The organism is Vibrio hepatarius (assembly GCF_043642085.1).
Lineage (GTDB): Bacteria > Pseudomonadota > Gammaproteobacteria > Enterobacterales > Vibrionaceae > Vibrio > Vibrio hepatarius_C.
The window spans coordinates 173,395-199,620 of the sequence record NZ_JBHZSA010000002.1; the positions used below are offsets into that span (position 1 = coordinate 173,395).

The window sequence follows — 26,226 nt, forward strand, 5'->3', positions numbered from 1 at the left end:
ATGAATTTCATGCAGTTTTGATACTCTTGGCCTGTGCCTAATGAATGTAGTTACAGGGAGATCATGATGGCTAACACTTGGGACGACGTCGCAGCAAACTGGGATTCGGAAGCTTCTACTAATACCTATGCAGATAAAGCGTTCGAATCGCTAAAAAGTGTTGTAGATGTGACGGGGTTGCATGTCCTTGATTTCGGTTGCGGAACTGGCCTATTGAGCCAGCGCATGTCGCCAGCAGTGAAAGACATTGTTGCGCTAGACAGTTCTGAATCAATGATTGAGCAATTGGACAATAAAGAGCTTGAGAACGTTGAGCCTGTTGTTGATATGCTAAGCCGTGGCTTAGTGGCAATGCACCCTGCTTTTAGAGCGCAATTTGATCTTGTGGTTGCATCCTCTGTATGCAGTTTTCTACCAAATTATTCAGATGTCGCTGATATTGTTTATAGCCTTATTGATGAGGGTAGTTACTTCGTCCACTGGGATTGGTTATCTGACAAAGATGAAATCGGTGGTATGACAATCGGTCATGCACAGCAAGTATTGACCAGCGTCGGTTTTGAAGAAGTTGTGGTAACGACGCCGTTTGAAGTCGAAACGCCGCAAGGAACATTGAAAGTATTGATGGCGGTTGCGAAAAAATAACCGCAATCACTGGTGAATTGTTAAAGCCCGAATCGAGTGTTCGGGCTTTTTTATTTTTGCTTTTCTAAGCTTGGAACAGCACCACCTCGTCTAAGACCCAAGGGTTAGCAATCGCTCCTTTGTTTTGTACCTCATCACCATGTAAGACTTGCTTCACGGCAAGTTCAACTAACTTTCCGGACTTGGTCTTTGGTATCTCACTGAGCGCATAGATCTCAGCGGGTACATGCCTTGGCGAGCACTGAGCGCGCAAAGTTTGCTTGATCTGATTCTGTAGCTCTTCATCAAGCTGGTAGTCTGGATCCAGTTGGACAAACAGAACCACTTTTTCATCTCCTTCAACACGCCGCGATACAGCAATAGAGTCTTGCACTGCAGGGATCTGATTGACTTGCTGGTAGATTTCGGCGGTACCGATACGGACACCACCAGGGTTTAATGTCGCGTCGCTTCGGCCATAAAAAATCATACCACCTGTTGAGGAAATCTCGACATCGTCGCCATGGTGCCAAGTATTGTTAAACTTACTCCAGTAGGCGTTATGATAACGTTCCCCATCATCATGCCAGAACCCAAGTGGTTGATTTGGGAAGCTGTTCATACAGACGAGTTCACCGCGTTGGGAGGTAATCGGTTCTCCGGATTCGTTAAACACCGCGACATCCATGCCTAACGCTGCACCTTGGCACTCTCCTCTATAAACGGGAGAAATAGGGTTCCCTAGAACAAAGCATCCACAGATATCGGTCCCTCCAGAAATTGACGCTAAGTGGAGGTCAACTTTGATGTTGTGATAAACGAAATCAAACTGTTGCGGATAGAGTACAGAGCCAGTCGAGCATAAGGTTCGCAAGGAGGCGAGATCATAGCTGTCACAAGGCTTGAAACTACTTTTTTGTAATGCTTCAAGATACTTGGCCGAAGTACCAAACAAAGTCACTTCCGCTTGTTCGGCTAGTTGCCACAAAATGTTCGGATTAGGGTACATCGGGCTACCATCAAAAATCACCAGTGTTGCGCCGCTTGCTAATGTCGAAACGTGCCAGTTCCACATCATCCAACCACATGTGGTGTAGTAGAACACGCGATCTTTAGGCTGAATATCACAATGGAGTTGGTGTTCTTTTAGGTGATTAAGAATCGTACCTCCTACAGAGTGAACAATACATTTAGGTTTCCCCGTTGTACCTGAAGAATAGAGAACAAATAGCGGATCGTTGAAGCTAATACGCTGATAGCGAATCCCACGAGGCAAGAAGCTGGCTAGAATCGCTTCCCAATCTGAAAAAGGCTCACGACTATAGCAATGTTCAGTAGGTGCAGATTTTAAATATTCTATCTGACAGGTATTGATGATACTTGGCAAGGCTTCAACAAGTTGTCGGTTTTTGTCTTCAAGATGGAAAGTTTTGCCATTGAACTGGTAGCCGTTGCAGCAGAACAGTATTTTAGGTTGCACTTGGCCAAAACGTTCAGTCACACTTTCAACGCCAAAATCAGGTGAGGTTGATGTCCAAATAGCACCCAAGCTAGTTGTGGCGAGCATGGCAATGACGGTTTCGGTCATGTGAGGTAAGTAACCCGCCACGACGTCTCCTTTATCGACGCCGTTATGTTTTAGCCATTGTTGAAGAATGGATACTTGGTCACACAGCTCTTGCCAAGTGAGTTTACGACTTTCGCCTTGTTCATTCTTAAACCAAATGGCGATATCCTCAGGTGCTTGAAAGGCATAAGCGAGAAGGTTTTCCGCATAATTGAGTTGGGATTGAGGAAACCAAATAGTGTCTCTGCTCGGTGTGAACGTGCCCCATTTCGCTAATCCTTCGCCTAATATGCAATCCCCTTTGTAACCAATAACATCGCAAAATTGCCATACTTCGAGCCAGAATTCTTTCTTATTTTCGACAGACCAGCGTTGAAGCTCTGCATAGTTATCAAGGCTATCACCCTGAAAATTAATGTGTTTAATGAATTGGCTGAGGTTAGATGATTCGATCCGATCTGGGCTTGGTACCCAAATAGGGGAAGGCAAGTGTGCATCTGATTGAGACATGACATCCTCGTCTTTATGTTCTCCGTAACTGGATTAAGCTTTGATGAATTTCTGACCAAAGTCAAACATCTGAGCATTCATCAGCTTACTGAAAAATAAGCAAAAAGCTGTCAAATGTAAAATTAATGTTACAGTGGAGGCGTGCTATAGAGTTGCTTGGTTAAATTGTCACCGGAGAAGCATGGCGATAGGCTTAATGTAACAGATTTGTTAACGGAGCTAGGTATGGCACAGTATCACTCTAAACCTGTGAATGAACACGGGATAGTAGATTGGAGCCCAGAAGAAGATGCAATATGGCACGATTTAGTTACCCGCCAGTTAAAACTGGTTAAACAAAGAGCCTGCAAAGAGTATTTGTCGGGGTTGGATTTGCTCAACCTACCGATTAATAAAGCTCCACAATTGGTTGATATAAATAAGGTTTTAAAAGCTGAAACTGGTTGGCAGGTTGAACCAGTACCGGCGTTGATTAACTTTGATCGTTTCTTTGGTTTATTGGCTGAGAAAAAATTCCCTGTTGCCACCTTCCTTCGAACGCGAGAGGAGTTAGATTACCTCCAAGAACCCGACTTCTTTCATGAAATCTTTGGCCATTGCGCGATGCTAACCAATCCAGAATTTGCTGAGTTTACTCAGACTTATGGTGAGCTAGGGCGTGAGGCGAGTGATAAAGAGCGAGTCTACTTAGCGCGTCTTTACTGGTTTACAGTTGAATTTGGACTAGTAAAAGAAGGCGGAGCTACCAAGATCTATGGTGGAGGTATCCTGTCTTCGCCGGGTGAAACGATTTACGCGCTTGATGATATGCGAGCCCAACGAGTGGACTTTGATATTCATACTGTTTTAAGAACCCCTTACCGCATTGACATAATGCAACCAGAATATTTTGTATTAGATAACATCGAACAGCTTTATAAGCTCAGTAAAATGGATTTGATGTTTCATGTAAAACAGGCGATGAAAGCCGGACTATTACCCCCATTATTTGAACCAAAGGAAGTGACACATGCTTAATGAATTACGCTGCGAAGCATGCACCAGCAGTGCGGTAGCACTAGGCGCAGAAGAACGAAGATTGCTACTGACAGAGTTGAATGATTGGCAAATGATAGAGCGTGATGGCATTCCCCAGCTTGAAAAAGTGTATAAGTTCAAAAACTATAAGTTAGCTTGGGCGTTCGCAAACCAAGTATCTGAACTGGCAGAAGCGGAGTTTCATCACCCTTCAATTTTGCTTGAATGGGGCAAGGTAACGGTGACTTGGTGGAGCCATTCAATTAAAGGGCTACATCAGAATGATTTTATCTGTGCGGCAAAATGTGATCAGATCTAATTCGGTCAAAAAATGATAAAGAAAAAGCCTGAGTTCACTCAGGCTTTTTAATCCATGTTCAATTATTTAGAATGAAGAAAGGTAGCGTTGTTCACGAATAACCTGACCATTTTCGTCTTTTACTTCGAACGTGAATGAACGGCCATTGTCGAATAAGTTTGCGGCCATAAATGTGCCTTTCGAGCCAGTTACATACGTTTTGGTCCCATTACCTACTACTTTAACAGGTACGCCGCTGACTGGAGCTCCGTCTTTCAGTACCGTAACGTCTGCGTGGTTACGATCGGCTTTTACTCGAATTGAGTAGTCACTTGCCGGCATTGCAAATGCGATAGTTGAAGTTAGGGCGGTAAGGGCGATGGCTTTTAGTACTGTTCTCATAATGAATTCCTCTCAATATTTGGCTATATGCGATTTTTGTAAACTGCGTCTTTTGCGCTTGAGATAAATCATAAGCGTGATTGTTATCACGAAAAACAATATAAATTAGTTATAGATGTTCGAATTTTTCGAACTTGATTACGCCGTTAATTGTGCTTGCTGATCGAGAACGCTCTCAAGACGACATACGCTGAGAGGCTTAGACTTGAGGTAGCCTTGGATATAGTTGCATTTATGTTGGCTAAGCACCGCGAGCTGTTCAGGTGTTTCAACGCCTTCGGCGACAACCTCTAGATCAATGATGTGTGCCATATTGATGATTGCTTGGCATAAGCTGTCTGCATTACTTTGACCCATTGCTATACGGCTGACAAAACTACGATCGACTTTGATCACGTCAACTGGGTAGTCGTTGAGCACGGATAGAGAAGAATAGCCCGTACCAAAATCATCCAAGTACAAGACAACGCCGAGATCTTTGATGCGTTGTAACTGTTGAGCACTGCATCCATCGCTTAATAACATTGACTCGGTAATTTCTATCCCGATTAGGTGAGGAGGAAAGTCACATTCGCTCAGTAAGCGGCAGAGAGTGTGATAAATATGCTCAGATTCAAACTGTTTGGCTGAAACGTTGATATTGATTCTTGGAACCGATTCATCTTGCCTTGTGAGCCATAAACGTTGCAGTGTTTTGCAACACTCCATCGCGACCCAATCACCAATTTTTACCACCAGTCCTGTCTCTTCGGCTATTGGGACGAAATCAACCGGAGAAATAGCACCGAACTCAGGGTGTACCCATCTTAGGAGAGATTCAAAGCCAACCACGCGGTCGTCCACGGTGGAATAGATAGGTTGGTAGACCAAAGAAAGCTGTTTTAGGTTGAGCGCGTTAGTTAATTCTTGTTCTAGAGTGAAGCGTTTCTTCGCTTGATTGAACATCTGCTCATGAAAGAACACCACTTTCTCATGAGTGGATGTCTTAGCCTTGTACATGGCGGTGTCCGCTTCACGTAAGATGCTTGCCAGCGTTTGTGTCGGGTCAGTAACCACTGAAATCCCAATACTGGTGCCTATGTGGCAAGATTGGCCGTCAATATTATACGGTTGGCTAAGGACGTTAGAGTAACGCTGACAGATATCGCTGAGGGCATCCTTGGACGTCAGCCCCGGAAGGCAAATTACGAACTCATCTCCACCAAATCGAAAGCTCATATCGTTTCTGCGGCAGTGTTGAGTTAAACGATTGGCCACTTTTTGTAATAGCTTGTCACCGTGTAGGTGGCCCATTGAATCATTGATTACTTTGAAACGATCGAGATCGATGAATAGGATTGAGAAGCCCTTGCTCTGTCCGCTTGATAGCAATGAGAGCTGTTTGTCTACTTCAGAGCTTAGGGCGGTACGATTGCTTAGATTAGTCAGGTTATCTCTTACGGCTTGAAGTGCGAGAGAGCGGGTCTTTTCTTCAATTACTTGATCGGACACTTTAAGGCGTGTGGCATAAAAGTTAGCTGCAATGGTAGCGGAAACCGTTAGCATCAAAATTAAGAAGACAGAGGTCAAACCGTATAGCGCAGTACTCCCTGTACGATCAGTTTTCGAAATAGATAGTTGCCACTTGGTATTAAACAATGGAATTCGTACGGTTCGGCTGGCGGATACGACGCGGGTTGAAAAGCTGTCGTCTTCAAGTTTAGTGTTTATGTGCGATTCAAAGATTTTAATATCATTGGGTTTAGTAAATACGCTGATACCCGTATGACTAGAATTTACCTCGGTATGCCAAATTTCGCCAAGTAGCTCGTGCAAAATGATGTTGGCGACCACAAATCCATCAAGAGCGCCATCTTGCCCAAACTTAGGGAGAAGTAGCCTAGCCCCCAGTTGGCCTTCTTCAACATAGTCGACTACTCCAATGCGATTTCCACTAATAGAGCGCGACATGGCACTGACTATCGAGGGATTACTTTCCAACCGATATCCTAGGTAGTCAGAGCCTTCAAAGGATGACGAAATAAAGTAGATGGGTAAGGTTGAGTTTTGCAAAAACCAAACAGGGTCGTTGTTAGTCGATATTTTCGGGTTCAGGCGATAGCCTAAAAAACCTTGCTGTTGCGCTTTACGCTCAAATTCAGAGACCTTATCGGCAGCAATATTAGGCGCCCACATCAGCGAATGAACCATTGTGTTTATTCCGACTTGATCGGAAAAGTAGGATTCGAATTGCTGTGGCGTTGGTGAGTTGCCATTAGCGAGAAATGAGCGAGTGGAGTAGAGCAGTGTCTCTATTGCTTTGAGTGACTGAGATAAAGTTTGTACTCGATTGTTGAGTTGGTTGTCGAGTAAACCATTGAGCTTCTGAGTCTCGTAATAATGGACGGTGACATAGCTCGCGACCGCAGATGAGAGGCCGATGAACCATATCAATACAAGGGTTTTTAATGACAGAGCAAGTTTCAAAGCAACACAGAAAGAAGTTCATAAAGTTGTTAAGATGATAACTGTGAATAACATTAATGCAAATGATAATTAGTGCTATTTATGGTCGTTATGTAAAGGATTGTGAATTGGTCATTATCGGAAATACATATAATGAAAGGCGTAGTTATGTGAATTTGCTCTAAAGAAGGTGTTGCGCGAAAGTGTGAAGTAGATCTAATCTAGTAACCAAGGTGATGGGGTTCCACCTACTTAACCGCCACTTCAGGCTGATGACTCCTACAGAAACGAAAACAGGTAAGACTGTTGGTGATTAACCGTAGCACATTGCTATGGCTGGTTTTCTGTAGAGAAGTTGCGCCTTCAGATCTTCGCTTGTTTTCCTACTTACATAGGAAAACGCCATGCAATATTCATCTGAAATTCAATCAATGTGCCCAATTCAACGTGGGGACTTGCACCCATCCGCACCTATTCCTGTTGAAGGACGTATGATCCGTCCCACTGACGTGATTGCTATCTCTGGCCTAAGCCACGGGGTTGGTGCCTGCGCGCCTCAACAAGGTGCGGCCAAGTTAACCCTCAATGTAAAACAAGGCATCATTGAAGAAGCTTTGATTGAAACCATCGGCTGCTCTGGAATGACGCATTCAGCTTCGATGGCAGCAGAGATATTGACGGGTAAAACCATTCTAGAAGCACTCAATACCGACCTTGTGTGTGATGCCATCAACGTGGCAATGCGTGAAATTTTCCTCCAGTTTGTTTATGGACGCACTCAATCGGCGTTCTCTGAAGATGGGCTAGAAATTGGCGCGGCACTTGAAGATCTTGGTAAGACTCAACGCAGTCAAGTAGGAACCAGCTATTCTACACTGGCGAAAGGGGTGAGATACATGGAATTAGCGGAAGGTTATGTGACCAAATTAGCGCTTGATGAGCATGATGAAGTGATTGGCTACCAATACCTTAATCTGGGCAAAATGATGGCAAGTATTGAGAGCGGCGAGAGCCCGGAACAGGCGATGGCGGGAGCGACAGGGGATTATGGTCGCTTTGATGAAGCTGTTAAAACTATTAATCCACGTCACGCTTAATCGAAGGTCACCGCTATGAATACTCAAACTACTCAACTATTGAACCAAATGAACCTTGCTACAGTTGAACAAGCTCATGATTATTGCTTAAGCTTCGGTATTGACCCGAAAAAAATGGTGCTTGAGACCCAACCGATCGCTTTTGATAATGCTTGTGATGCTTATACTGTAGGCACAGCCTTAGCCTTGTTTAAACAAGCTGAAACCGCAGAAAAAGCCGCGCAATATATTGGCGAGGGACTACAAGCATTCACTAAACCTGGAAGTGTTGCAGAGCAACGACAAGTTGGTTTAGGTCATGGGGCTCTTGCTGCTCGACTCCTGAATGAGAATACACACTGCTTTGCTTTCCTAGCGGGGCATGAATCATTTGCAGCTGCAGAAGGTGCAATCAAGATAGCTCTGAACGCCAATAAGTCACGTCAAACTCCGCTGAAAGTGATTTTGAACGGCTTAGGGAAAGACGCGGCCTATCTTATCTCGCGCATCAATGGGTTTACTTATGTGCGTACCGAGTTTGATTATCAGACCAATGAGCTGATTGTAGTCGAGCGACGTCGGTTCTCGCAAGGCGAGCGTGGTGAGATTCTCTGTTACGGCGCAGATGATGTTAGAGAAGGTGTCGCCATCATGCATCGTGAATCAGTCGATGTAAGTATTACCGGCAACTCGACTAACCCGACACGCTTCCAGCATCCGGTGGCGGGCATCTACAAATCAGAGTGCAATAGCCAAGGAAAAGTATACTTCTCTGTGGCCTCTGGTGGTGGTACAGGGCGAACTCTTCACCCTGATAACGTCGCTGCAGGTCCTGCGAGCTACGGTATGACAGACACAATGGGCAGAATGCATGCCGATGCTCAGTTTGCGGGTAGCTCATCTGTTCCCGCTCACGTAGCAATGATGGGCTTCATCGGTATGGGTAACAACCCTATGGTCGGCGCATCGGTAGCATTGGCGGTTGCCGTGGACCAGCAGCTTCACCATTAATTCTGATTTGGATTGTCTTGAAGAGGCTTTGGACGACTGCTTTCCAAGGCCTCGATTTCCTTCCTATATCGTGTCTGCAAGGTATCTAATTTTCTCAGCAATATACTTATGTCTCTCATTAACGCTTGGTTAAGCTGTGCATAGTCTAAGCCAGTAATCATATTGATCATTTTACCTTTGGTTTGGCAGTGGTGACTGATAGTGAGCCATTTGTCCTGCTGAAGTAACGCTTTGTCATTGAGTGGTTCTATCGCGCTGCGTTCTTTACCGATTAAGTCGATGAGCGTTGTTGAGGCTTGAATTTGAGCGTTCATATGCTCTAGGTAGCGAGTATTGTTTGTTGACCATAAACTGTGAATTTCATCGGCACTAAATTCTTGAAATAGAAATGGCTGATCTTGGTGGAGTTTAAGAAACTGGTTAAACCGTGAGGCGTGAAGGTTGTAAGCTTCATCCAGTTCGTGCTGGACTTTGAGGTTGGCATTCCAACTTTTCTCATTGCATTGGGACCCGTTTACCTGAAAAGGTAAAGTGATCAGCATTGCTGCCGCTATAGTAGTTAAGTAATGCCATATCATGAGTATGGGTGCCGTGGTCTTGATTCGATAAGTATAGGAAAAATTCAGAACGGATATGAAAAAGCTAATGATGCTTGTCTTACTGCTTGTGGGTATTGGTTGTGCCGCTGGTGGTTATTACATTTTTTACTATAAGCCACAACAAGATGCGATGGCGGCACTAGAAGCTGAGAGCAACAAGGAGCCTGTAACGCCACTTGAAGTTGTGGAAGAGGAAGAGCAAGAACAAGCGAAACCGCCAGTGACGGATTACTACGTGAGTCCACCAAGGCTTGGTGTCCGTGAAATGCCTGATTTTGACGCGTTTGTTGAAAGTGTTGTATACCGTGGCGACAAGTTGCACATTTTGGAAAAGCGTGATGGCTGGGGCCGAATTTCTCCATACTATGTGTATGAAGACGGGGGACCAGAAGTGGCTGAATGGGTGCCGATGGAAGCATTACTTGAAGTGGCACCGACGATCACCAAAAAAGAACGTTTAGAAACCGTGGGTCAGTACATAGAAAACTCGGATGATTTTAAGCAGCACTTTGAGATGTTTATTAAGACCACCGATAATCTGTTAAAAGAGGGCACTTGTGTTCCAGAAGATTTTGAAGAAACCCAAGGCTGGGTGCGTTCAGTAACCTTCGATGAGCAAGAAGCCTATTTTGTTTATTGTGGTGGCTTGAAACAGGCAAACAAGATTTATCTTAACGTTCAAACGGGCGAAATCTTTTACCGTTAAATCCTACTAAAACTGAAAAATTAGCTTTTAGAATATTTTAGTTGTCTGGTTGACGGCTTAGGTCTACCATCGACATGTTTTATATTATTTGGCTAATCAATGCTTCAGCGAATTGTTTCATATTTCTGGCTAGTTTTACTTGCGATGGTTTTACCAACGCAGGCTTTTGCTTATTTGTTACAAGCTGAAAACGAAGCCTCTGCCAGACTTAGTTACCGCTCTCTCGGCGCTACCCCCTCTTCACAACAAGACTTTCAAGCGCTGTTTGATGAAGTACGACAAGAACCCCAATCAGAACCAGTAACTCAATCAGATATTGCGCAAGATTGGTTAGCGATTATCAATGCGAATCGTTGGTCAAATGTCACTCGTGTTCTTGATGACGCTGAGCCAAAATCAAATCTCGAAACAGTAGGTTTTGAACCTGCTGCTATTCCTCTCTATCGGTTGTATAAACTTCCGGTTGTTACTTCAACTCAACGCGTTTCGAACCAAAATGCTATCTACCGAGTTTCCGGTTGGAAAGAATCGAACACGCTTTACGTCGCCTTAAACGGTCATTTCTGATCATTTTTTAACTTAGTTAAACGAAGAATCTAATCTTCATTATTTTAATACTACGCACGGATTACTGTGCCTAGCAAAGTTAAGAAATATTATGAAAAAACAACCTGTTAAGCAGGCGAAATCTGCACGCTTGATGAACCACTACTCGGCGTGGAAGTATGTGGTGCTGATCGCTACGATCATTATGTTGACGTTAAGTGCGATACCAACATGGTATGGTGAGAAACCGTCAATTCAGGTGACAACGTCACCACAAGCAAGTAACTCAATTCTTGGTAATGTTAGTGAACTCAATCACTACCTTGATCAGCGCGATATTGATGCAATCAAAATTGACCAAGTAGGCCAAAAGACAACGCTAGTGTTCGACAACGAAACTGCTCAGACACAAGCGCGTAAAGAGCTGGATAAGCTGCTGGGCAAAGAAGATAGTATCACTTTCTCTTATGTCTCTGTTGCACCTGAGTGGTTAAGTGAACTTGGCTTCTCACCAATTAAGCTTGGTCTTGACCTTCGTGGCGGTGTTCAGTTCCTACTTAACGTAGATATTGATAAAGCGTTTGAAGATCAGCGCAATAGCTTGGTTGATGAAGTTCGTGACTTTTTACGTCAAGAGCGTATCCGTGGCGTACAAATTACAACAGTAGGTTCAGAAGGCTTTGATATTAAGAGTAATTCTGAACAAGCGATGGGCTCGGTTGGCGACTTCCTAAAGCAAAACTACCCAACATGGGATGCTAAGCGCCACTCAGACTACATTGCGGTTAAACCAACGCTAGAAAGCAAATCTGAATTCCAATCGGTCACTATCAAGCAAAACCTCAAGATCATGCGTGATCGTATTGAAGAGCTAGGTATTACCGAAGCGCTAGTTCAACGCCAAGGTGAGCACAGCATTCGTATTGAGCTACCGGGCGTACAAGACCCATCACTGGCGAAGAACGTGATTGGCGCGACTGCAACGCTTGCTTTCCATGAAGCGCGCTCTCCATCTGAAGAGAAAGCGTATGGCGATATTGTCCTGAAAGACAACGATGGCCGAGACGTAACCTTAGCGAAACGCGCTGTTCTTACAGGTGAGCACATCATTAATGCCCGCGCTGGTATCGATAAAATGGGCTTCTCAGAAGTAAACATTTCGCTCGATCATGCGGGTGGCAAGATCATGAGTGATTTCTCAGGCACTCATATTGGTAAGCCAATGGCCACTGTGTACCGCGAGTACACAACCAACGCGAAAGGCGAGACTGAACGTAGTGAAAAAGTCATCAGTGTTGCGACGATTCAATCGCAGCTAGGTAGCCAGTTCCGTATTACAGGTGCAGGCTCTATGGAAGACGCGCAAAACTTAGCACTACTGTTAAGAGCGGGTTCTCTAACTGCCCCTGTTACTATCGTTGAAGAGCGTACTATTGGTGCTTCTTTAGGTGCTGAAAATATCCAGAACGGCTTTGCAGCGCTGGCGCTTGGTATGGCGATGACATTGACCTTCATGGCACTGTGGTACCGCCGACTAGGTTGGGTGGCAAACGTCGCTCTAATGGTCAACATGGTTAGCTTGTTAGGTCTTATCGCGTTACTACCGGGGGCTGTACTTACTCTTCCTGGTATTGCCGGCTTGGTTTTGACTGTCGGTATGGCGGTAGATACCAACGTACTTATCTTCGAACGTATTAAAGATAAATTGGCAGAGGGACGTACCTTTGCTCAGTCTATCGATCTAGGGTTTGACAGTGCACTAAGCACCATTCTAGATGCCAATATCACCACCATGATTACTGCTGTCGTACTTTACTCGATCGGTAATGGTCCAATTCAAGGCTTTGCTTTGACTCTTGGCCTTGGTCTATTGACCAGTATGTTCAGCGGCGTATTCGCTTCACGCGCAATCATTAACTTAGTTTGGGGACGCGACGCTCGTCGTGACGTAAGGGTTTAATCATGGTCGAATTCTTTAAACAACGTATCCGTCGTATTCGTTACATTACCAGCTTTGTTTCCATTGCTTTAATGGTCGTGTCACTGATCGCATTGGCGGCGAATGGCCTGAACATGGGTCTAGATTTCACTGGCGGTATGGTGACAGAAGTCAAAGTAGACAACAATGTCACTCACCAACAGTTAGTTAACACACTTCAGCCAGAGCTGGGTGAGTTCACCAATGTCACCCATTCAGATCAAGATGGCCGTTGGGTGGTTCGTTACCCAATCCCAGCACAAGGTGAAGAGGTTGCTGATCTTACTCAGACGCTAGCACCGATTTCTCACCAAGTTGAAGTGATCAGTAACAGCATGGTTGGCTCTCAAGTAGGTCAAGACTTAGTAGATCAAGGTGGTTTAGCGCTGCTTATCTCAATGATGAGTATCCTAGGTTACTTATGTTTCCGCTTTGAATGGCGTTTAGCGAGCGGTTCATTGCTAGCGTTGGTTCATGACGTGGTGTTGGTACTTGGCTTTTTCGCTGCAACGCAAATGGAATTTAACTTAACTGTGTTTGCGGCGATATTGGCGATTCTGGGTTACTCACTAAATGACTCGATTATCATTGCTGACCGTATCCGTGAGTTACTATTAGCCAAGCAGACGACACCGACTGAGGAAATCAATGACCAAGCTGTTTTAGCGACGTTCTCACGTACTATGGTGACTTCTGGTACCACGTTAATGACGGTTGCGGCATTGTGGATTATGGGCGGTAGTGCGCTACAAGGCTTTGCGATTGCGATGTTCATCGGCATCTTGTCGGGTACTTGGTCTTCTATCTCGATTGGTACCGTGTTGCCGGAGTGGCTCAAGCTTGAACCGAAGCACTATTTACCGGTTGAAGTGGATGATGCGCCTTAATCAGTAACATGAACAACAGCCCTGCCATGAGAACAGGGCTTTTTTTATATCTAAATTGGTACTCTCAGCCCAGATATAGCGGTCATTTACATTGTAAAGTGATGGTGTGTTCGATACGAAAAAGCCTCCCGAAGGAGGCTTGGATTACAAGGAAAAGAATCGCTTACATTGCTGCTTCGAAGATGGCAGAAATCTCTTCGTGCGTTGCTTGTTTAGGGTTGGTAAAGCCACAAGCATCTTTTAGAGCGTTGTCTGCTAGAGTAGGGATATCGTCAGATTTCGCACCTAGCTCTTTAATACCAGCAGGGATGCCAACATCTTTCGCTAGCGCAACGATTGCATCGATAGCGGCATTAGCGCCTTGCTCTGCAGTCATGCCTTCTACATCGACTCCCATTGCTTTAGCCACGTCTGAAAGACGCTCTGGGCAGACTTGCGCGTTGTAGCGCTGTACGTGAGGTAGCAAGATTGCGTTACACACGCCATGTGGTAGGTCGTAGAAACCACCTAGCTGGTGCGCCATTGCGTGTACATAGCCTAGCGATGCGTTGTTAAATGCCATACCCGCCATAAACTGAGCGTAAGCCATTTGTTCGCGAGCTTCGATATCATCACCGTTCTCTACCGCTGTGCGTAGGTGTGCTTGAATCAGTTCGATAGCTTTGATTGCCACTGCATCTGTAATTGGCGTTGCAGCAATAGACACATAAGCTTCAACGGCGTGAGTTAACGCATCCATACCTGTTGCAGCCGTTAGCGATGCAGGTTTCGCTAGCATTAGCTCAGGGTCGTTGACTGAGATTAACGGCGTAGTGTGTTTATCGACAATCGCCATCTTAATATGACGCTCTTCATCAGTAATGATGCAGAAACGCGTCATTTCAGATGCGGTACCCGCTGTGGTGTTGATTGCGATCAGTGGCAACATAGGTTTAGCTGATTGGTCAACGCCTTCGTAATCGCCAATCTTACCGCCATTAGATGCAACCAGTGCGATGCCTTTAGCACAGTCGTGTGGCGAGCCGCCGCCGAGAGAAATTACGAAGTCACAGTCGTTATCTGTTAGAAGCGCTAAGCCGTCGTTAACGTTGCTGATGGTAGGGTTTGGTTGTGTGCCATCAAATACTACAGTCTCAACATCTCGCTCAGACAATAGATCTTGAACTTGTTTCACCATGCCAATTTGGCTCAAGATTTTGTCGGTTACGATAAGACCTTTTTTGAAGCCTTGAGATTGGATGCTGTCGGTTGCGTCTTTAAGGCAGCCAGCGCCCATTAGGTTCACAGTAGGGATAAAAAATGCACTTGTCATTGGATTTCTCCATATTTATATATTTAATAACTGCATCTAGATTCGCATAAATATCCCAAGCTTAAATTTGATCTTAAGCAATTAAGTTACCCAAAAGTGGTATGCGGAAATGAATTTGTGAGCTTAGTCATTTCGAAAGAGAGGTGATGATAAATATGTTAAATATTAATGATTTAACGCAATCGATTTTCCAACATATTTAGGTAAATAGACCGAAAAATAAAACCCTTACACTTAGGTATAAGGGTTTTATTTTTCGATCAGATATGGGGAGTTGCTGATAGATTATCGATTTGCTGAATCAATCGATTCTTGGTCGGACTCTGGCACCAATTCTGTCTGTTGCTCTTCTTCAAGGACATCGTCATGTTCATCGGTAGCATAGTGTTTAACGAGAAATGGTGTAAGCATGACACTGGATGGAAAAAAGCGCTTCATATCATTATCTCCTAGAATAGGGGGACCAAATGATTGTGTCGCGTCACCCTGTGCACATTCTTGTTTTAGGTCATAAAATCGCCGAACAACTGTGAACGTGGCCTATTTATGAGCTTGGTGTCACATTGAAACGCCAGACTGTACGTTTAATTGATTATCATAGCGGGGAAAACCACCTACACTAGGCGCGTATTTTTGAGGAGATAAGAATGAAATACGATTGGATCTTGTTTGACGCCGATGAAACCTTGTTTCACTTTGATGCTTTTAAAGGCATGCAGTTGATGTTTTCGCGCAAGGGGGTGGACTTTACCGAGCAAGACTTTAACCACTATCAGACAGTGAATAAGCCTTTATGGGTGGATTACCAGAATGGAACGATAACCGCGCACGAACTCAAACATACTCGCTTTCAGGAGTGGGCTGATAGATTAGAAACGACTACTTCAGAGCTAAACAGTGCGTTTCTTGAAGCAATGGCCGATATTTGTACTTTGTTGCCAGGGGCGAAAGAGCTGATGGATAGCCTACATGGTAAGGCAAAGATGGGCATCATCACCAATGGCTTTACTGAACTACAGGCAATTCGACTTGAGCGAACGGGTATGAGCCAATACTTTGAGCATGTCATTATTTCCGAAGAGGTCGGTGTTGCCAAACCTGATCTAGCTATTTTTAGTCATGCGTTAGAAAAGATGGGAATGCCATGTAAGAGCAAAATTCTTATGGTTGGCGATAACCAGCACTCAGATATTTTAGGCGGGATCAACTTTGGCATAGAGACTTGTTGGTTAAACCATGCGGGGGATGAGCAAGATTCATCAATTGCGCCAAGCTATACCGTGAACTCGCTGCATGAATTGAAAAATATTCTATTCGCTTAATCGAATAGTGATCCAAGTGGTGCTGTTGTTGGTATTTAACAACAGATACTGTAAATAGGAGCGTTGCTCATGTCGATACTTGGAAAAATTGTAGATTTAGATGCGAGTCATGGATACGGCTTTATCGAGGAAGAAAATGAGAGTGCTAGAGTCTTCTTTCACGTTAGGGACTTGGAAAAGTCTCAGATAGAGCCGCATGTGAATGAACTTGTAGAGTTCGATATTGAGTCTGATCTGAGTGGCTGCCTTCTTGCGTTAAATATCTCGCCATCAGTTAGCAAGTAGGGTGTTAGGCGTCTGGAGCGTGCTGTTTTAAGTAGTGCTCCAGATTTTTTGTTTTGTTGGTCTCAAACTTCTTATCAAGAATCGTTAGCTTGCTAATTCTATCGATGCGAAAGTGGCGATAGTCATCTCTTAGCTCACACCAAGCCACCAAGGTCCAAACTTTGCCCCAGAATATCTGACCTAATGGTTGTAAGCAGCGCTGTGTCTCAGCACCTTTATGATCTGAATAGTGGATCTCTATCTTCAACTTGTCGTCAGTTGCGTGACGGAGCATTTTACCTCGTCTCGCTGTTTCTGAAGCAGTGTGAATCTCAGGCACAAAAATCGGAAAGCTCTCGACTTGCTGCTTGAGCTTATCTGGCAATACCGAAAGTATTTTGGCAGACGCTGACTGAGAAGCCTGAGCCAATTCATCATCGGACCAAGCGCGCACCATGCGCATTCCTAGCTCTAGAGCAAGCATCTCTTTGTCGGTAAACATGAGTGGTGGAAGGTGAGAGCCATCTTGCAGCATGTAGCCAATGCCAGCTTCGCCTTGAATTGGAACCCCTGAGCCAATCAGTGACTGTATATCACGATAGATAGTGCGTTCACTCACTTCCATACGTTCAGCGAGCTGCGCGGCAGTCACGGCATATCGTTTTGAACGAAGTAGGGTTAGTAGCTCAAAGAGGCGTTCAGACTTACTCACACAGATTCCTTTCTCTGATTATAAAAAGAGGCCGAGAGCGGCCTCTTTCCAATTGGTATTAGCGATATTTCGCTGCTAAATCACTCATCATGATGGTTTGATGTTGCATGACGACACTCTCAGGGTCAATAAGTGCCATTAATGGCGCACACTCTTTACTCGACATAAATTGCTCGCCTGCTGCTTTAGCATTGTCCATTGAATCCCAATAAACAACATCTGTCCACGTCTCACTCTCTTGCTCGAAGCTTAATGAGCGATATTCAAAACCATTCAACGACGAGACAAATTCCTGGCTCTTCTCTGTGGCAGCAATAAGCTGTTCGTTTGATGCGTCTTGTAGCAATTTGAAGCGGACAATTTCGATAACACTTTTCATCATATTTCCCTATTTATCTGGAGTTGTGGGGTGTTGCTTAACGTCGAAATAATCATATTCAAAGTGACTGTCAGATTGTGTCAGGAGTGTTAGAGGTCAAAAAATAGACAAAAAATACACATCAATATGCGCATGGTGGAATATGTGTGCTATAGGTATTGTAAAACATACAAAATTAATGACTTGTAAGAGTCAGCTGCTAGGTAAGGAAACTCCCATGTCTATACAGGGCACGATTGCGCACTGGGACCAAAATAAAGGTTACGGTTACATTTCTGTCGAAAATCAAGATACACAAATTGTCTTTCATATTAGTGATTTAGCGAACGCTTCTCAGACACCCTGTGTCAGTGAACCGGTCGTGTTTCGCTTAGGTTCTGACAGTAGTGGTGGCATGAGAGCGGTTCAAGTAGAAAGACCTATCGTGTTTAACTTTTCCCTCGCAATCGCTGTGTGGTTCTGTAGCGCTTTGGTTGGTAGCGTCGTGCTACTCGATTTTCCTGTGATTTCGTGTGTGTTGTACTTTGCTGTCAGTACGGTGACGTATGTGGTATACGCGTTTGATAAACATGCATTGATGACTGGAGGCTGGAGAATACCTGAAGTGTCGTTCCATCTATTGAATGTGTTTGGTGGCTGGATAGGGGCGTTATTTGCTCAGTCATTTATGCATCACAAATATAACGACTTAGGGTTTAGGTTCCTGTTTTGGTCAACGGTAGTCATGAATATTATGTTTTTTTGTTGGACGTTAACCAACGAAGGGGCGGTCTTCTTACAAGAGATGCTTCAAAGTATTCGTATTTGAAAGTAATCATTGTCAAAAACAAAGGGCTCATTTGAGCCCTATGTTGTTTCAGTCATTGCTTGGTAGTTTACGGACGCTCACCTGCCGCTAGGCGACGTTCGATATCTGCAACCACTTCTGGGAAGTCAGCAATGGTATCGATAAGGTAATGCGGCGAGCTCTTGATCAATTTTGCGCGCGCTTTTTCACGAGCGGCATTAAGCGTTGCTTCGTCTGCCGCTTGGTATTCTTCAAACGTCAGACCCGCTTCGTTACCAGAAAGCAGCAGACCAACTGTCCACATTCCGGCGTTATGACCTTCATCGATGCCCGGTGCTGCGTCATCCACTTTGATACACGCGTTAACATCAGTGACGTTCAGTTCAATCACGTTCTTCAGTGCCATAAATGGTGCAGGGCGACCGCCTTGAGGAAGATCGTCTGTCGCTACCACATAATCTGGCTTGTAGCCGTAATCCGCCGCAACCGGAATCAGTACGTCCATTACTTCGCGAGGGTAACCAGAACAAGAACCGATCTTGATGCCTTTGTCTTTCAGACCGTTCACCACTTCAATCGCATCGAGAATTGGCTCTGCATGGTCAGCCACTTTTGCTTTTTGCAGAGGCATAAATGCTGCGTAGATAGCGTCGATGTCTTCGCTGGTCATTGAGCGACCAAACTTCTCATTCCAACGCTTATCAACCGCAGGGATGCGACCCACAGCTTGGATGTGATCCCACTTACCAAGACCCATTGGCTCGCGCGCTTCTTCAAGGTCGATATCAAAATCAAAACCTTGTTTGAATGCTTCAACAAAGATGCTGGTGGGTGCAAAAGAGCCGAAATCGACGATAGTGCCAGCCCAGTCAAAGATCACTGCTTGAATTGGTGAGTTGCTCATGTTCAATCCTTTTTCTTGTTTGCCAGAGCGCTTGCCTACACGTTGGAACTGCGCTCTGGATAAATTGGTTTTATTGAGGTCTATCGACCCTAAAAGTAGTTAAAGTCTTTACACACTTTGGCGATCGCTTCTTCGAAGATCGCCAATGCTTCTGTCAGTTGTTCGCGAGTGATGATCAGCGGTGGGCTGAGTTGAATCACATTGCCTTGCGATACCTTGAAGCTCACGCCATTGTTGAGGCATTGGTACAGCACAGCCTCCGCTTCGTCATACGCGCGTGCTTTGATTTCGTGGTCAGTGACCAGTTCAATGCCCCACAACATGCCGATGCCACGAACATCACCAATCACTGGGTATTTGGCTTTCATCTCTAGCAGCTTTTCATGCATAAACTGGCTGTCGGCTTTAGCCTTATCTAACAAGCCTTCTTGCTCAATGGCTTCCATGGTGGCCAGTGCTGCAGCACAACCGATAGGGCTTTTCTCATGAGTGTAATGACCCATGGAGATTTGCTCGGCAGTGTTGTATTTGTCTTTGGTTACCATGGCTGCGATGGGCACTAAGCCTCCGCCCAAACCTTTACCGATGCAGAGCATATCCGGCTCGATGTCGTAGGCTTGGTAGGTAAACCATTCACCGCTGCGACCCATGCCGTTAGGGATGTCATCGATGATCAGCATGACATTGTGTTTGTCACAGATTTCACGGATGCGTTTCCAGTAGGCTTTGCTCGGTACTTGTACGTCTGTGTTACGAACCGCTTCTGCGATAAATGCGCCTACGCCGCCTTCTTTCTCAATTACGTACTCAAGGTAGTCTGCGTAATGCACATCGCTACCGTCGGCAACTGGGAAAGCACCACGATAAGACACCGCTGGTGGAATGCGCTCAACACCTGCCATTAATGGTCCCATACCTTGACGGAAACACGCTTCGCCGCCCACTGAGATGGCATCGAGCGATGCACCGTGGAAAGAATCCCACAACGACACCACCTTGTAGTTACCCGTAATGTGACGCGCCAATTTAAGCGCCATGCCCACCGCAGAAGTACCACCTGGAGCAAACAGTACGCGGCTCAATTCGCCGCCACAGATTTGCGTGAGTTTTTCGGCGCATTCAATCGCGGTCTCATTGGTAAAACGACGTGGTGAGAACGTCAGTTTGGCAATTTGCTCTTGCACGCGTTTAATCACATGCGGATGACCGTAGCCCAACTGGTGGACGTTATTGCCATGGAAGTCCATGTACTTTTTGCCTGTGGCATCTTGGATGTAGATGCCTTCTGCTGCTTCCAAGGTATCTAAGCAAGGCGTCGACATGGCTTGATGAAGAAAGACCTTTGCATCACGTTTCAATAATGCTTGCGTGCGTTCGTCGTCCATCGATGCATTCCAAGCTTGGCGCGCTGGTGTCGTGTTGACATCGCCTTCGCTGCGAAAATGGGTCGGTTTGATATTCTGAGTCATAACGCTCTCTCAATCAGAAGGCTGCTTTAAGCAACTTGCCAGTACATTGCTTTTTCAATCGCACCGATTAAGCGCTCGATATCTGCTGGGTAAACTTCGCCAATGTTGCCGATACGGAAGCAATCTGCGTTCGATACTTTACCCGGATAAATCACAAAACCTTGCTCTTTCAAACGCGTGTAGAATTCTTTGAACTGGTAATCACTGTGCGTTGGAGAGTAGAAAGAAGTGATGATTGGCGAGTGAAGCTCATCATTCAGTAGCGGTTCGAAACCCAAAGAGCGCATACCTGCTACCAGTGTTTTCTGGTTAGTTTGGTAACGGTTATGACGAGCTTCAATGCCGCCTTCTTGTTCCAGCTCTAGTAATGCTTGGTAGAAAGCGCGAACCGTGTGCGTTGGAGACGTAAAACGCCATTTGCCGTGGTTCACTTCCATGCAATGCCACTGGTCGTAAAGATCAAGGCTCAAAGAACGCGCCTGACCTTGGCACTTTTCTAGCTCAGTTTGTTTCGCGATCACAAAGCCAAAGCCCGGCACGCCTTGGATACATTTGTTTGCAGAGCTGATCATAAAGTCGATGCCTAATTCTGCGATATCGATAGGAATGCCACCAAAGCTCGACATGGCATCGAGAATCACCACTTTACTGTGTGTCTTTGCAACAGAAGAAAAGGCCTCAATTGGGTTAAGCATGCCAGTGGTGGTTTCGCAGTGAACAATTGCGACGTGAGTGATCGTAGGATCCGATGCCAATGCACTTTCCACCTCGTTCAAGTGTGGCTGTGATGTTTCGCCAGGGGAAACTACATGGCACGGGATATTTAGATACTCAGCAATTTGGGCAATGCGCGCTCCGTAGGCACCGTTATCAACAACCAACAATTTTCCCTCTTTGCCAATTGCGCTGCCGATCGTTGCTTCTACTGACGCCGTACCGCTGCCTTGCATGAGTACGCAGGTATAGCCGTCTTGTTGAGTGGCTAACTTCACTAGCTTAGTGCGGATCACTTCTACGATGTCTTTGTTGTAGTCATCATCCCAAGTACACCAGTCTTTTAGCATGGCTTCACGTACGGTTTCAGAGGTAGATAGAGGACCTGGAGTTAGCAGTAGGTATTCGTTTTTCATCTCGATTCCCATTAGATTTAATTTTTGGTCTACACCAGAATTTAGAGTCACTTTAGCAGGAGATACAAACGGTCGTAAATAGCCAGGTATTTATCTTCATAAAACTTTCACAGTTCCTATACGGAATGGGATAGGGCTTTAGATGAAGATTAAAAATGTCTAAAAATTGCCACGTTTCATTCATGTAATCGTCATATTGGTTTTTTAGGGTGTAATTCGTTAACTGGTACAGACCAATTTTAACTTTAGCCAATCTAACTGGAGAAAATGATGAAAAACCGCTTGATGAAAGGAACGCTGGCTGCGCTTGTATCTCTGCTAGCTACAAATGCAATGGCTGCACAGGAAGTGACGGTTTACACGGCTTTCGAAACGGACATACTTGCTAAATACAAGTCAGCTTTTGAGAAAGAAAACCCAGATATCAAGATTAAATGGGTACGTGATTCAACAGGTATCATGACGGCGAAATTGCTGGCAGAAAAGAATAACCCTCAAGCGGAAGTGGTTTGGGGCCTTGCGGGGTCTTCGATGGCTTTGTTGAAAGAGCAGGGGCTGCTTAAACCATATACGCCAAAAGGTTTGGATCAGCTTCATGCCAAACTCAATGACCCGCAAAAGAATCAAGCATGGTTTGGTAACGATGCGTTCTTTAACGCTGTTTGTTTCAATGAAATCGTAGCGAAGCAATTAAACCTGCCTAAGCCAACCTCATGGGAAGATCTAACCAAGCCAGTGTATAAAGGGCATATTGCAATGCCAAACCCCGCCTCATCGGGTACGGGTTATATGCAGGTGTCTGCTTGGCTGCAAAACATGGGTGAAGATCAGGCGTGGAACTACATGCGTGATCTAGACAAAAACATTGCCCACTACACGCACTCTGGTTCTAAACCATGTGTTCAAGCGGGTATGGGTGAAGTGGCTATCGGTATTTCGATGGCAAGTCGTGGCGCGAAGCTGAAAACGCAAGGCGCACCGCTAGCGGTCATCACGCCAAAAGGTATTGGCTGGGAATCAGAAGCGGTTGGTCTAGTAAAAGAGTCTGATGCAGCTAAGCGTGTGGTGGACTGGTCGATCTCCAAAGCGGCGAATGAGCTATATGTAGAAATGTACCCAGTTGTGGCTCATAAAGAGGTTAAGGCGACAGTCTCTAACTTCCCAAATGTTCAAGAGAACATGGCGAAGATGGACTTTGCAAAGATGGGCAACAAGCGTGCTGAAATCCTAGCGGCATGGTCAGAGAAATTTGACGCGAAATCTGAGCCGAAGTCTTAATATGACTTGCTTCGTAATCAATGTTTAATCCACCTCAGTTGAGGTGGATTTTTTATTTTTTTCCCCTTCATCTATTTGTCATCATCTAGCTATAAATTTGTCATTGGAACGTAACACTCTGAAATTAAATTTGGTATATACCATTTAGAGAGTCTGTTATGTCAATCAACCAACCCTATCTGAATATTGAAAATGTCGTGAAGCAATTTGGTCAATTCACGGCATTAAAGAAAATCTCGCTAGCGATTGAAAAGGGCGAGTTTGTTTGTTTTCTTGGTCCTTCTGGCTGCGGTAAAACCACTTTGCTGCGTGCTATTGCGGGTTTAGACTTGCCAACTTCTGGCGCGATTTTTCAAAACGGTCAAGAGACGACATTTCTACCACCAGAGAAGCGTGATTTCGGCATCGTGTTTCAATCTTACGCGCTGTTTCCAAACCTTACCGTGCAAGAGAACATTGCGGTTGGTTTGAAGAACCAAGGCATGTCGACCAAAGAAGCGCTAGAGAAAGTTGATTACTGGTTAGAAACCATTGGTCTCCCCACCTCTGGTGAGAAATTCCCGAACCAACTTTCAGGCGGTCAGCAGCAGCGCGTGGCACTTGCAAGGGCACTGGCACTTTCTCCTGGGCTGTTATTGCTTGACGAGCCTCTTTCCGCGCTAGATGCGAAAGTCCGTGTTCATTTACGAGATGAGATATGCAGGCTTCAGCGCAAGCTTGGTATCACCACCATCATGGTCACCCACGATCAAGATGAAGCGTTGTCGATGGCCGATCGAATAGTGGTGATGAATCATGGCGTTATCGAGCAAGTAGGCACGCCGCAAGAAATCTATCAGCAGCCAGCGACTCGCTTCGTGGCTGAGTTCGTTGGTAGCATGAACTTTATTGAAACGTCTGTCGCAACGGACTCTCATGTCCGAATTGCTGAGACGCTACTTCCTGCTCCGAGTTTAACCAATCGTAAGATTCAGCGCGGTGATCGTTTTGATTTGGCTGTTCGCCCTGAAAGCATCAAGTTTGTCGACAGTTACTCGACCTCTCTACCTGTTCGAATTATAGCGATGGAGTTTTTAGGCGCATTTTTCCGCATCGACTGTGAGCTGCAAAACGACGCGTTGACTCAAGCCATCGTTGTTGATGTTCCCGTTGAAACGGTAACCAGCTTACGAATGAAGATTGGTGATGTTCGCTACATTCAATTTTTCGCAGCGGGCCTACATGGTTATTCCGTTCCAGCGGCGGCGAAAGTGTTGGCGGCATAGGTGAACGTATGGATACCAATACAATGACTATTAATCGCTTAATGACTCACAAAAAAACTAAGTCGTTATTAGAGGGAGTTAGCCGAGATAACGTCGTGCTGTTCACTTTATTGGCGGCACTATCGCTCATCATGGTGCTATTCATCTTGATGCCACTATGGGCGATGCTGAACAAAAGTGTACAAAACGGCGAAGGGGAGTTTGTCGGTCTCGCTAACTTTGCTACTTATTTCTCTTCATCTAGCCTTTGGATGTCGGTAGGGAATACCTTTTCCTTAGGCATCATCGTTACCGTTGTTGTCGGCGTATTGGCATTTAGTTATGCCTATGCTTTGACTCGCTCTTGCATGCCATTTAAAGGTTTGTTCCAGATCTTGGGCACTGCGCCGATTCTTGCACCTTCTTTGCTTCCTGCGATCAGTTTGATTTTCTTATTTGGCAATCAAGGTGTGGCGAAAGAGTTACTTGGTGGGCACTCAGTGTACGGGGGCATTGGTATTGCCATGGGATTGATCTTTTGGACCTTTCCCCATGCTTTAATGATTTTGAATACATCCCTTCGAACATCTGACGCTCGTTTGTATGAAGCCGCCCGTGCACTCAAAACATCACCAATCAAAACCTTCTTTATAGTAACACTACCTGCCGCTAAATATGGCTTGATCAGCACTTTGATCGTTGTGTTTACTTTGGTTATTACCGACTTCGGTGTACCGAAAGTGATTGGGGGTAGCTACAACGTACTGGCGACAGACATCTTCAAGCAGGTGGTGGGGCAACAGAACTTCGCCATGGGCGCGGTGACCAGCATTATGCTGCTGTTTCCGGCGGTAATGGCGTTTGGCGCTGACCGTTGGGTACAACGCAAGCAAAAGAATTTGTTCGATACTCGTTCGGTGCCTTATCAACCTGAGCCAAACAAAACGCGTGATAGCCTTTGCTTCCTTTATTGTTCAATCATCTCTGTGGCAGTGTTGGCGGTACTTGGAATGGCGGTGTATGGCTCTCTGGTGACTTTCTGGCCTTGGAACAAAGCGCTGACGCTGAACAACTACAACTTCGCAGAGATCAGCACTTATGGCTGGAGTCCATTCTTTAACTCACTAACATTGGCTGGCTGGACAGCGGTGTTTGGTACGGCAATCATCTTTGTTGGCGCTTACTGTATTGAGAAAGGGCGTGCATTCGGCCCAATTCGCCAAGTTATGCAGATGGTGAGTGTTGTGCCGATGGCGGTTCCGGGTATGGTGCTTGGCTTGGGTTACATCTTTTATTTCAATGATGCTAATAATCCGCTGAACGTGCTTTACGGTACTATGGTATTTTTGGTGATTAACACTGTGGTGCACTATTACACGGTCGGTCATATGACAGCGCTCACTGCGTTGAAGCAGTTACCTACTGAGATTGAAGCCACAGCGGCATCGGTCAAGCTTCCTCAATACAAGTTGTTCTTTAAAGTAACGTTACCTGTATGCCTTCCAGCTATTTTAGATATCGCTACCTACTTGTTTGTTAATGCATTAACCACCACTTCTGCGGTAGTATTCCTTTACTCAACCGATACGATTCCGGCTTCAGTATCGATCCTTAATATGGACGATGCGGGTCAAACGGGCGCTGCTGCAGCAATGGCAGTGATGATCATGATTTCTGCCGCAATCGCGAAGATTGTTCAGATGACATTGGGTAAATTGTTAGAAAATCGCACACAGGCTTGGCGTAAAAGATAAGGACA

Annotated in this window: 26 protein-coding genes and 1 riboswitch; of the genes, 15 read left to right on the forward strand and 11 right to left on the reverse strand. The window is 45.3% G+C overall.

The genetic code is table 11. The features are described from left to right. Nucleotides 1-66: 66 nt before the first annotated feature. On the forward strand, nucleotides 67-645 hold the full coding sequence (locus ACHUFZ_RS03940) for a class I SAM-dependent DNA methyltransferase (protein ID WP_394125980.1): 579 nt from the start codon (nucleotides 67-69) through the stop codon (nucleotides 643-645). Between the two features lie 64 nt (nucleotides 646-709). Here the strand turns inward: ACHUFZ_RS03940 and ACHUFZ_RS03945 are convergent, their stop codons facing one another. Next, complete coding sequence (locus ACHUFZ_RS03945) at nucleotides 710-2,701, reverse strand: acetoacetate--CoA ligase (RefSeq protein ID WP_394125981.1); 1,992 nt, start codon at nucleotides 2,699-2,701, stop codon at nucleotides 710-712. Nucleotides 2,702-2,926: 225 nt separating this feature from the next. Here ACHUFZ_RS03945 and phhA point away from each other — a divergent pair, with 225 nt between their 5' ends. Together phhA and ACHUFZ_RS03955 are read left to right on the forward strand one after the other, a co-directional pair. Next, a complete protein-coding gene (gene phhA, locus ACHUFZ_RS03950) occupies nucleotides 2,927-3,718 on the forward strand; it encodes a phenylalanine 4-monooxygenase (RefSeq protein WP_394125982.1) in 792 nt (263 codons plus the stop codon). Beyond that, nucleotides 3,711-4,037 carry a 4a-hydroxytetrahydrobiopterin dehydratase gene (locus ACHUFZ_RS03955; RefSeq protein ID WP_394125983.1) on the forward strand — a complete coding sequence of 109 codons (327 nt, stop codon included), beginning with the start codon at nucleotides 3,711-3,713 and terminating at the stop codon, nucleotides 4,035-4,037. Before phhA ends, ACHUFZ_RS03955 begins: the two co-directional genes overlap by 8 nt. 66 nt (nucleotides 4,038-4,103) lie before the next feature. On the opposite strand, the gene ACHUFZ_RS03960 is transcribed toward ACHUFZ_RS03955, so the two are convergent. Next, nucleotides 4,104-4,418: a hypothetical protein gene (locus ACHUFZ_RS03960; RefSeq protein WP_134834603.1), complete on the reverse strand. Its 315-nt coding sequence runs from the start codon at nucleotides 4,416-4,418 to the stop codon at nucleotides 4,104-4,106. 138 nt (nucleotides 4,419-4,556) lie between these two features. Next, nucleotides 4,557-6,884 (reverse strand): bifunctional diguanylate cyclase/phosphodiesterase, encoded by a 2,328-nt coding sequence (locus tag ACHUFZ_RS03965; protein ID WP_394125984.1) that lies wholly within the window; start codon nucleotides 6,882-6,884, stop codon nucleotides 4,557-4,559. A gap of 202 nt (nucleotides 6,885-7,086) precedes the next feature. Continuing rightward, nucleotides 7,087-7,152, forward strand: a riboswitch (Fluoride riboswitch). A gap of 115 nt (nucleotides 7,153-7,267) precedes the next feature. On the opposite strand from ACHUFZ_RS03965, the gene ACHUFZ_RS03970 reads away from it, so the two are divergent. Both ACHUFZ_RS03970 and ACHUFZ_RS03975 read left to right on the forward strand, forming a co-directional pair. Further along, the gene (locus ACHUFZ_RS03970) at nucleotides 7,268-7,960 is read left to right on the forward strand and encodes an iron-sulfur cluster assembly scaffold protein (protein WP_394125985.1); all 693 of its coding nucleotides are present in this window, start codon (nucleotides 7,268-7,270) and stop codon (nucleotides 7,958-7,960) included. Nucleotides 7,961-7,975: 15 nt separating this feature from the next. Then, the gene (locus ACHUFZ_RS03975; protein WP_394125986.1) at nucleotides 7,976-8,950 is read left to right on the forward strand and encodes a GGGtGRT protein; all 975 of its coding nucleotides are present in this window, start codon (nucleotides 7,976-7,978) and stop codon (nucleotides 8,948-8,950) included. Here the strand turns inward: ACHUFZ_RS03975 and ACHUFZ_RS03980 are convergent. Continuing rightward, nucleotides 8,947-9,492: a hypothetical protein gene (locus ACHUFZ_RS03980; RefSeq protein ID WP_394125987.1), complete on the reverse strand. Its 546-nt coding sequence runs from the start codon at nucleotides 9,490-9,492 to the stop codon at nucleotides 8,947-8,949. The genes ACHUFZ_RS03975 and ACHUFZ_RS03980 overlap by 4 nt on opposite strands. Before the next feature lie 91 nt (nucleotides 9,493-9,583). Between ACHUFZ_RS03980 and ACHUFZ_RS03985 the strand changes: the two genes are divergently transcribed. From ACHUFZ_RS03985 to secF, 4 genes are all read left to right on the forward strand, one after another. Next, nucleotides 9,584-10,255: an SH3 domain-containing protein gene (locus ACHUFZ_RS03985; RefSeq protein ID WP_394125988.1), complete on the forward strand. Its 672-nt coding sequence runs from the start codon at nucleotides 9,584-9,586 to the stop codon at nucleotides 10,253-10,255. Nucleotides 10,256-10,354: 99 nt separating this feature from the next. Then, entirely contained in the window at nucleotides 10,355-10,822 is a 468-nt protein-coding gene (locus ACHUFZ_RS03990) for a hypothetical protein (protein ID WP_394125989.1), read from the forward strand. 91 nt (nucleotides 10,823-10,913) lie between these two features. Then, nucleotides 10,914-12,761 (forward strand): protein translocase subunit SecD, encoded by a 1,848-nt coding sequence (gene secD, locus ACHUFZ_RS03995; RefSeq protein WP_394125990.1) that lies wholly within the window; start codon nucleotides 10,914-10,916, stop codon nucleotides 12,759-12,761. Between the two features lie 2 nt (nucleotides 12,762-12,763). Further along, nucleotides 12,764-13,666 carry a protein translocase subunit SecF gene (secF, locus tag ACHUFZ_RS04000; protein ID WP_394125991.1) on the forward strand — a complete coding sequence of 301 codons (903 nt, stop codon included), beginning with the start codon at nucleotides 12,764-12,766 and terminating at the stop codon, nucleotides 13,664-13,666. A 163-nt stretch (nucleotides 13,667-13,829) separates the two neighbouring features. Here the strand turns inward: secF and yiaY are convergent, their stop codons facing one another. Next, on the reverse strand, nucleotides 13,830-14,978 hold the full coding sequence (gene yiaY, locus ACHUFZ_RS04005; RefSeq protein WP_134834593.1) for an L-threonine dehydrogenase: 1,149 nt from the start codon (nucleotides 14,976-14,978) through the stop codon (nucleotides 13,830-13,832). 285 nt (nucleotides 14,979-15,263) lie between these two features. After that, the gene (locus ACHUFZ_RS04010; protein WP_167489234.1) at nucleotides 15,264-15,416 is read right to left on the reverse strand and encodes a hypothetical protein; all 153 of its coding nucleotides are present in this window, start codon (nucleotides 15,414-15,416) and stop codon (nucleotides 15,264-15,266) included. 209 nt (nucleotides 15,417-15,625) lie between these two features. Between ACHUFZ_RS04010 and yjjG the strand changes: the two genes are divergently transcribed. Beyond that, complete coding sequence (yjjG, locus tag ACHUFZ_RS04015; RefSeq protein WP_394125992.1) at nucleotides 15,626-16,300, forward strand: pyrimidine 5'-nucleotidase; 675 nt, start codon at nucleotides 15,626-15,628, stop codon at nucleotides 16,298-16,300. A gap of 69 nt (nucleotides 16,301-16,369) precedes the next feature. Beyond that, nucleotides 16,370-16,585 carry a cold shock domain-containing protein gene (locus ACHUFZ_RS04020; RefSeq protein ID WP_134834590.1) on the forward strand — a complete coding sequence of 72 codons (216 nt, stop codon included), beginning with the start codon at nucleotides 16,370-16,372 and terminating at the stop codon, nucleotides 16,583-16,585. Nucleotides 16,586-16,589: 4 nt separating this feature from the next. Here ACHUFZ_RS04020 and ACHUFZ_RS04025 read toward each other — a convergent pair whose 3' ends face one another. Continuing rightward, nucleotides 16,590-17,276 carry a helix-turn-helix transcriptional regulator gene (locus tag ACHUFZ_RS04025; protein WP_394125993.1) on the reverse strand — a complete coding sequence of 229 codons (687 nt, stop codon included), beginning with the start codon at nucleotides 17,274-17,276 and terminating at the stop codon, nucleotides 16,590-16,592. Nucleotides 17,277-17,334: 58 nt separating this feature from the next. After that, nucleotides 17,335-17,658 carry a hypothetical protein gene (locus ACHUFZ_RS04030; protein ID WP_394125994.1) on the reverse strand — a complete coding sequence of 108 codons (324 nt, stop codon included), beginning with the start codon at nucleotides 17,656-17,658 and terminating at the stop codon, nucleotides 17,335-17,337. Nucleotides 17,659-17,872: 214 nt separating this feature from the next. On the opposite strand from ACHUFZ_RS04030, the gene ACHUFZ_RS04035 reads away from it, so the two are divergent. Continuing rightward, nucleotides 17,873-18,463 (forward strand): DUF1294 domain-containing protein, encoded by a 591-nt coding sequence (locus ACHUFZ_RS04035; protein ID WP_394125995.1) that lies wholly within the window; start codon nucleotides 17,873-17,875, stop codon nucleotides 18,461-18,463. 67 nt (nucleotides 18,464-18,530) lie between these two features. Here ACHUFZ_RS04035 and phnX read toward each other — a convergent pair whose 3' ends face one another. From phnX to phnW, 3 genes are all read right to left on the reverse strand, one after another. Next, nucleotides 18,531-19,346: a phosphonoacetaldehyde hydrolase gene (gene phnX / locus ACHUFZ_RS04040; RefSeq protein WP_394125996.1), complete on the reverse strand. Its 816-nt coding sequence runs from the start codon at nucleotides 19,344-19,346 to the stop codon at nucleotides 18,531-18,533. Nucleotides 19,347-19,435: 89 nt separating this feature from the next. Beyond that, nucleotides 19,436-20,815 (reverse strand): aspartate aminotransferase family protein, encoded by a 1,380-nt coding sequence (locus ACHUFZ_RS04045; protein ID WP_394125997.1) that lies wholly within the window; start codon nucleotides 20,813-20,815, stop codon nucleotides 19,436-19,438. Between the two features lie 26 nt (nucleotides 20,816-20,841). Further along, entirely contained in the window at nucleotides 20,842-21,945 is a 1,104-nt protein-coding gene (phnW, locus tag ACHUFZ_RS04050; protein ID WP_394125998.1) for a 2-aminoethylphosphonate--pyruvate transaminase, read from the reverse strand. 267 nt (nucleotides 21,946-22,212) lie between these two features. Here phnW and ACHUFZ_RS04055 point away from each other — a divergent pair, with 267 nt between their 5' ends. The 3 genes from ACHUFZ_RS04055 to ACHUFZ_RS04065 all read left to right on the forward strand — a co-directional run bounded on the left by ACHUFZ_RS04055 (nucleotide 22,213) and on the right by ACHUFZ_RS04065 (nucleotide 26,221). After that, nucleotides 22,213-23,223 carry a putative 2-aminoethylphosphonate ABC transporter substrate-binding protein gene (locus tag ACHUFZ_RS04055; RefSeq protein WP_394125999.1) on the forward strand — a complete coding sequence of 337 codons (1,011 nt, stop codon included), beginning with the start codon at nucleotides 22,213-22,215 and terminating at the stop codon, nucleotides 23,221-23,223. Between the two features lie 158 nt (nucleotides 23,224-23,381). Next, nucleotides 23,382-24,488 (forward strand): putative 2-aminoethylphosphonate ABC transporter ATP-binding protein, encoded by a 1,107-nt coding sequence (locus tag ACHUFZ_RS04060; RefSeq protein WP_394126000.1) that lies wholly within the window; start codon nucleotides 23,382-23,384, stop codon nucleotides 24,486-24,488. 8 nt (nucleotides 24,489-24,496) lie between these two features. Next, a complete protein-coding gene (locus ACHUFZ_RS04065; RefSeq protein WP_394126001.1) occupies nucleotides 24,497-26,221 on the forward strand; it encodes a putative 2-aminoethylphosphonate ABC transporter permease subunit in 1,725 nt (574 codons plus the stop codon). Nucleotides 26,222-26,226 lie beyond the last annotated feature (5 nt).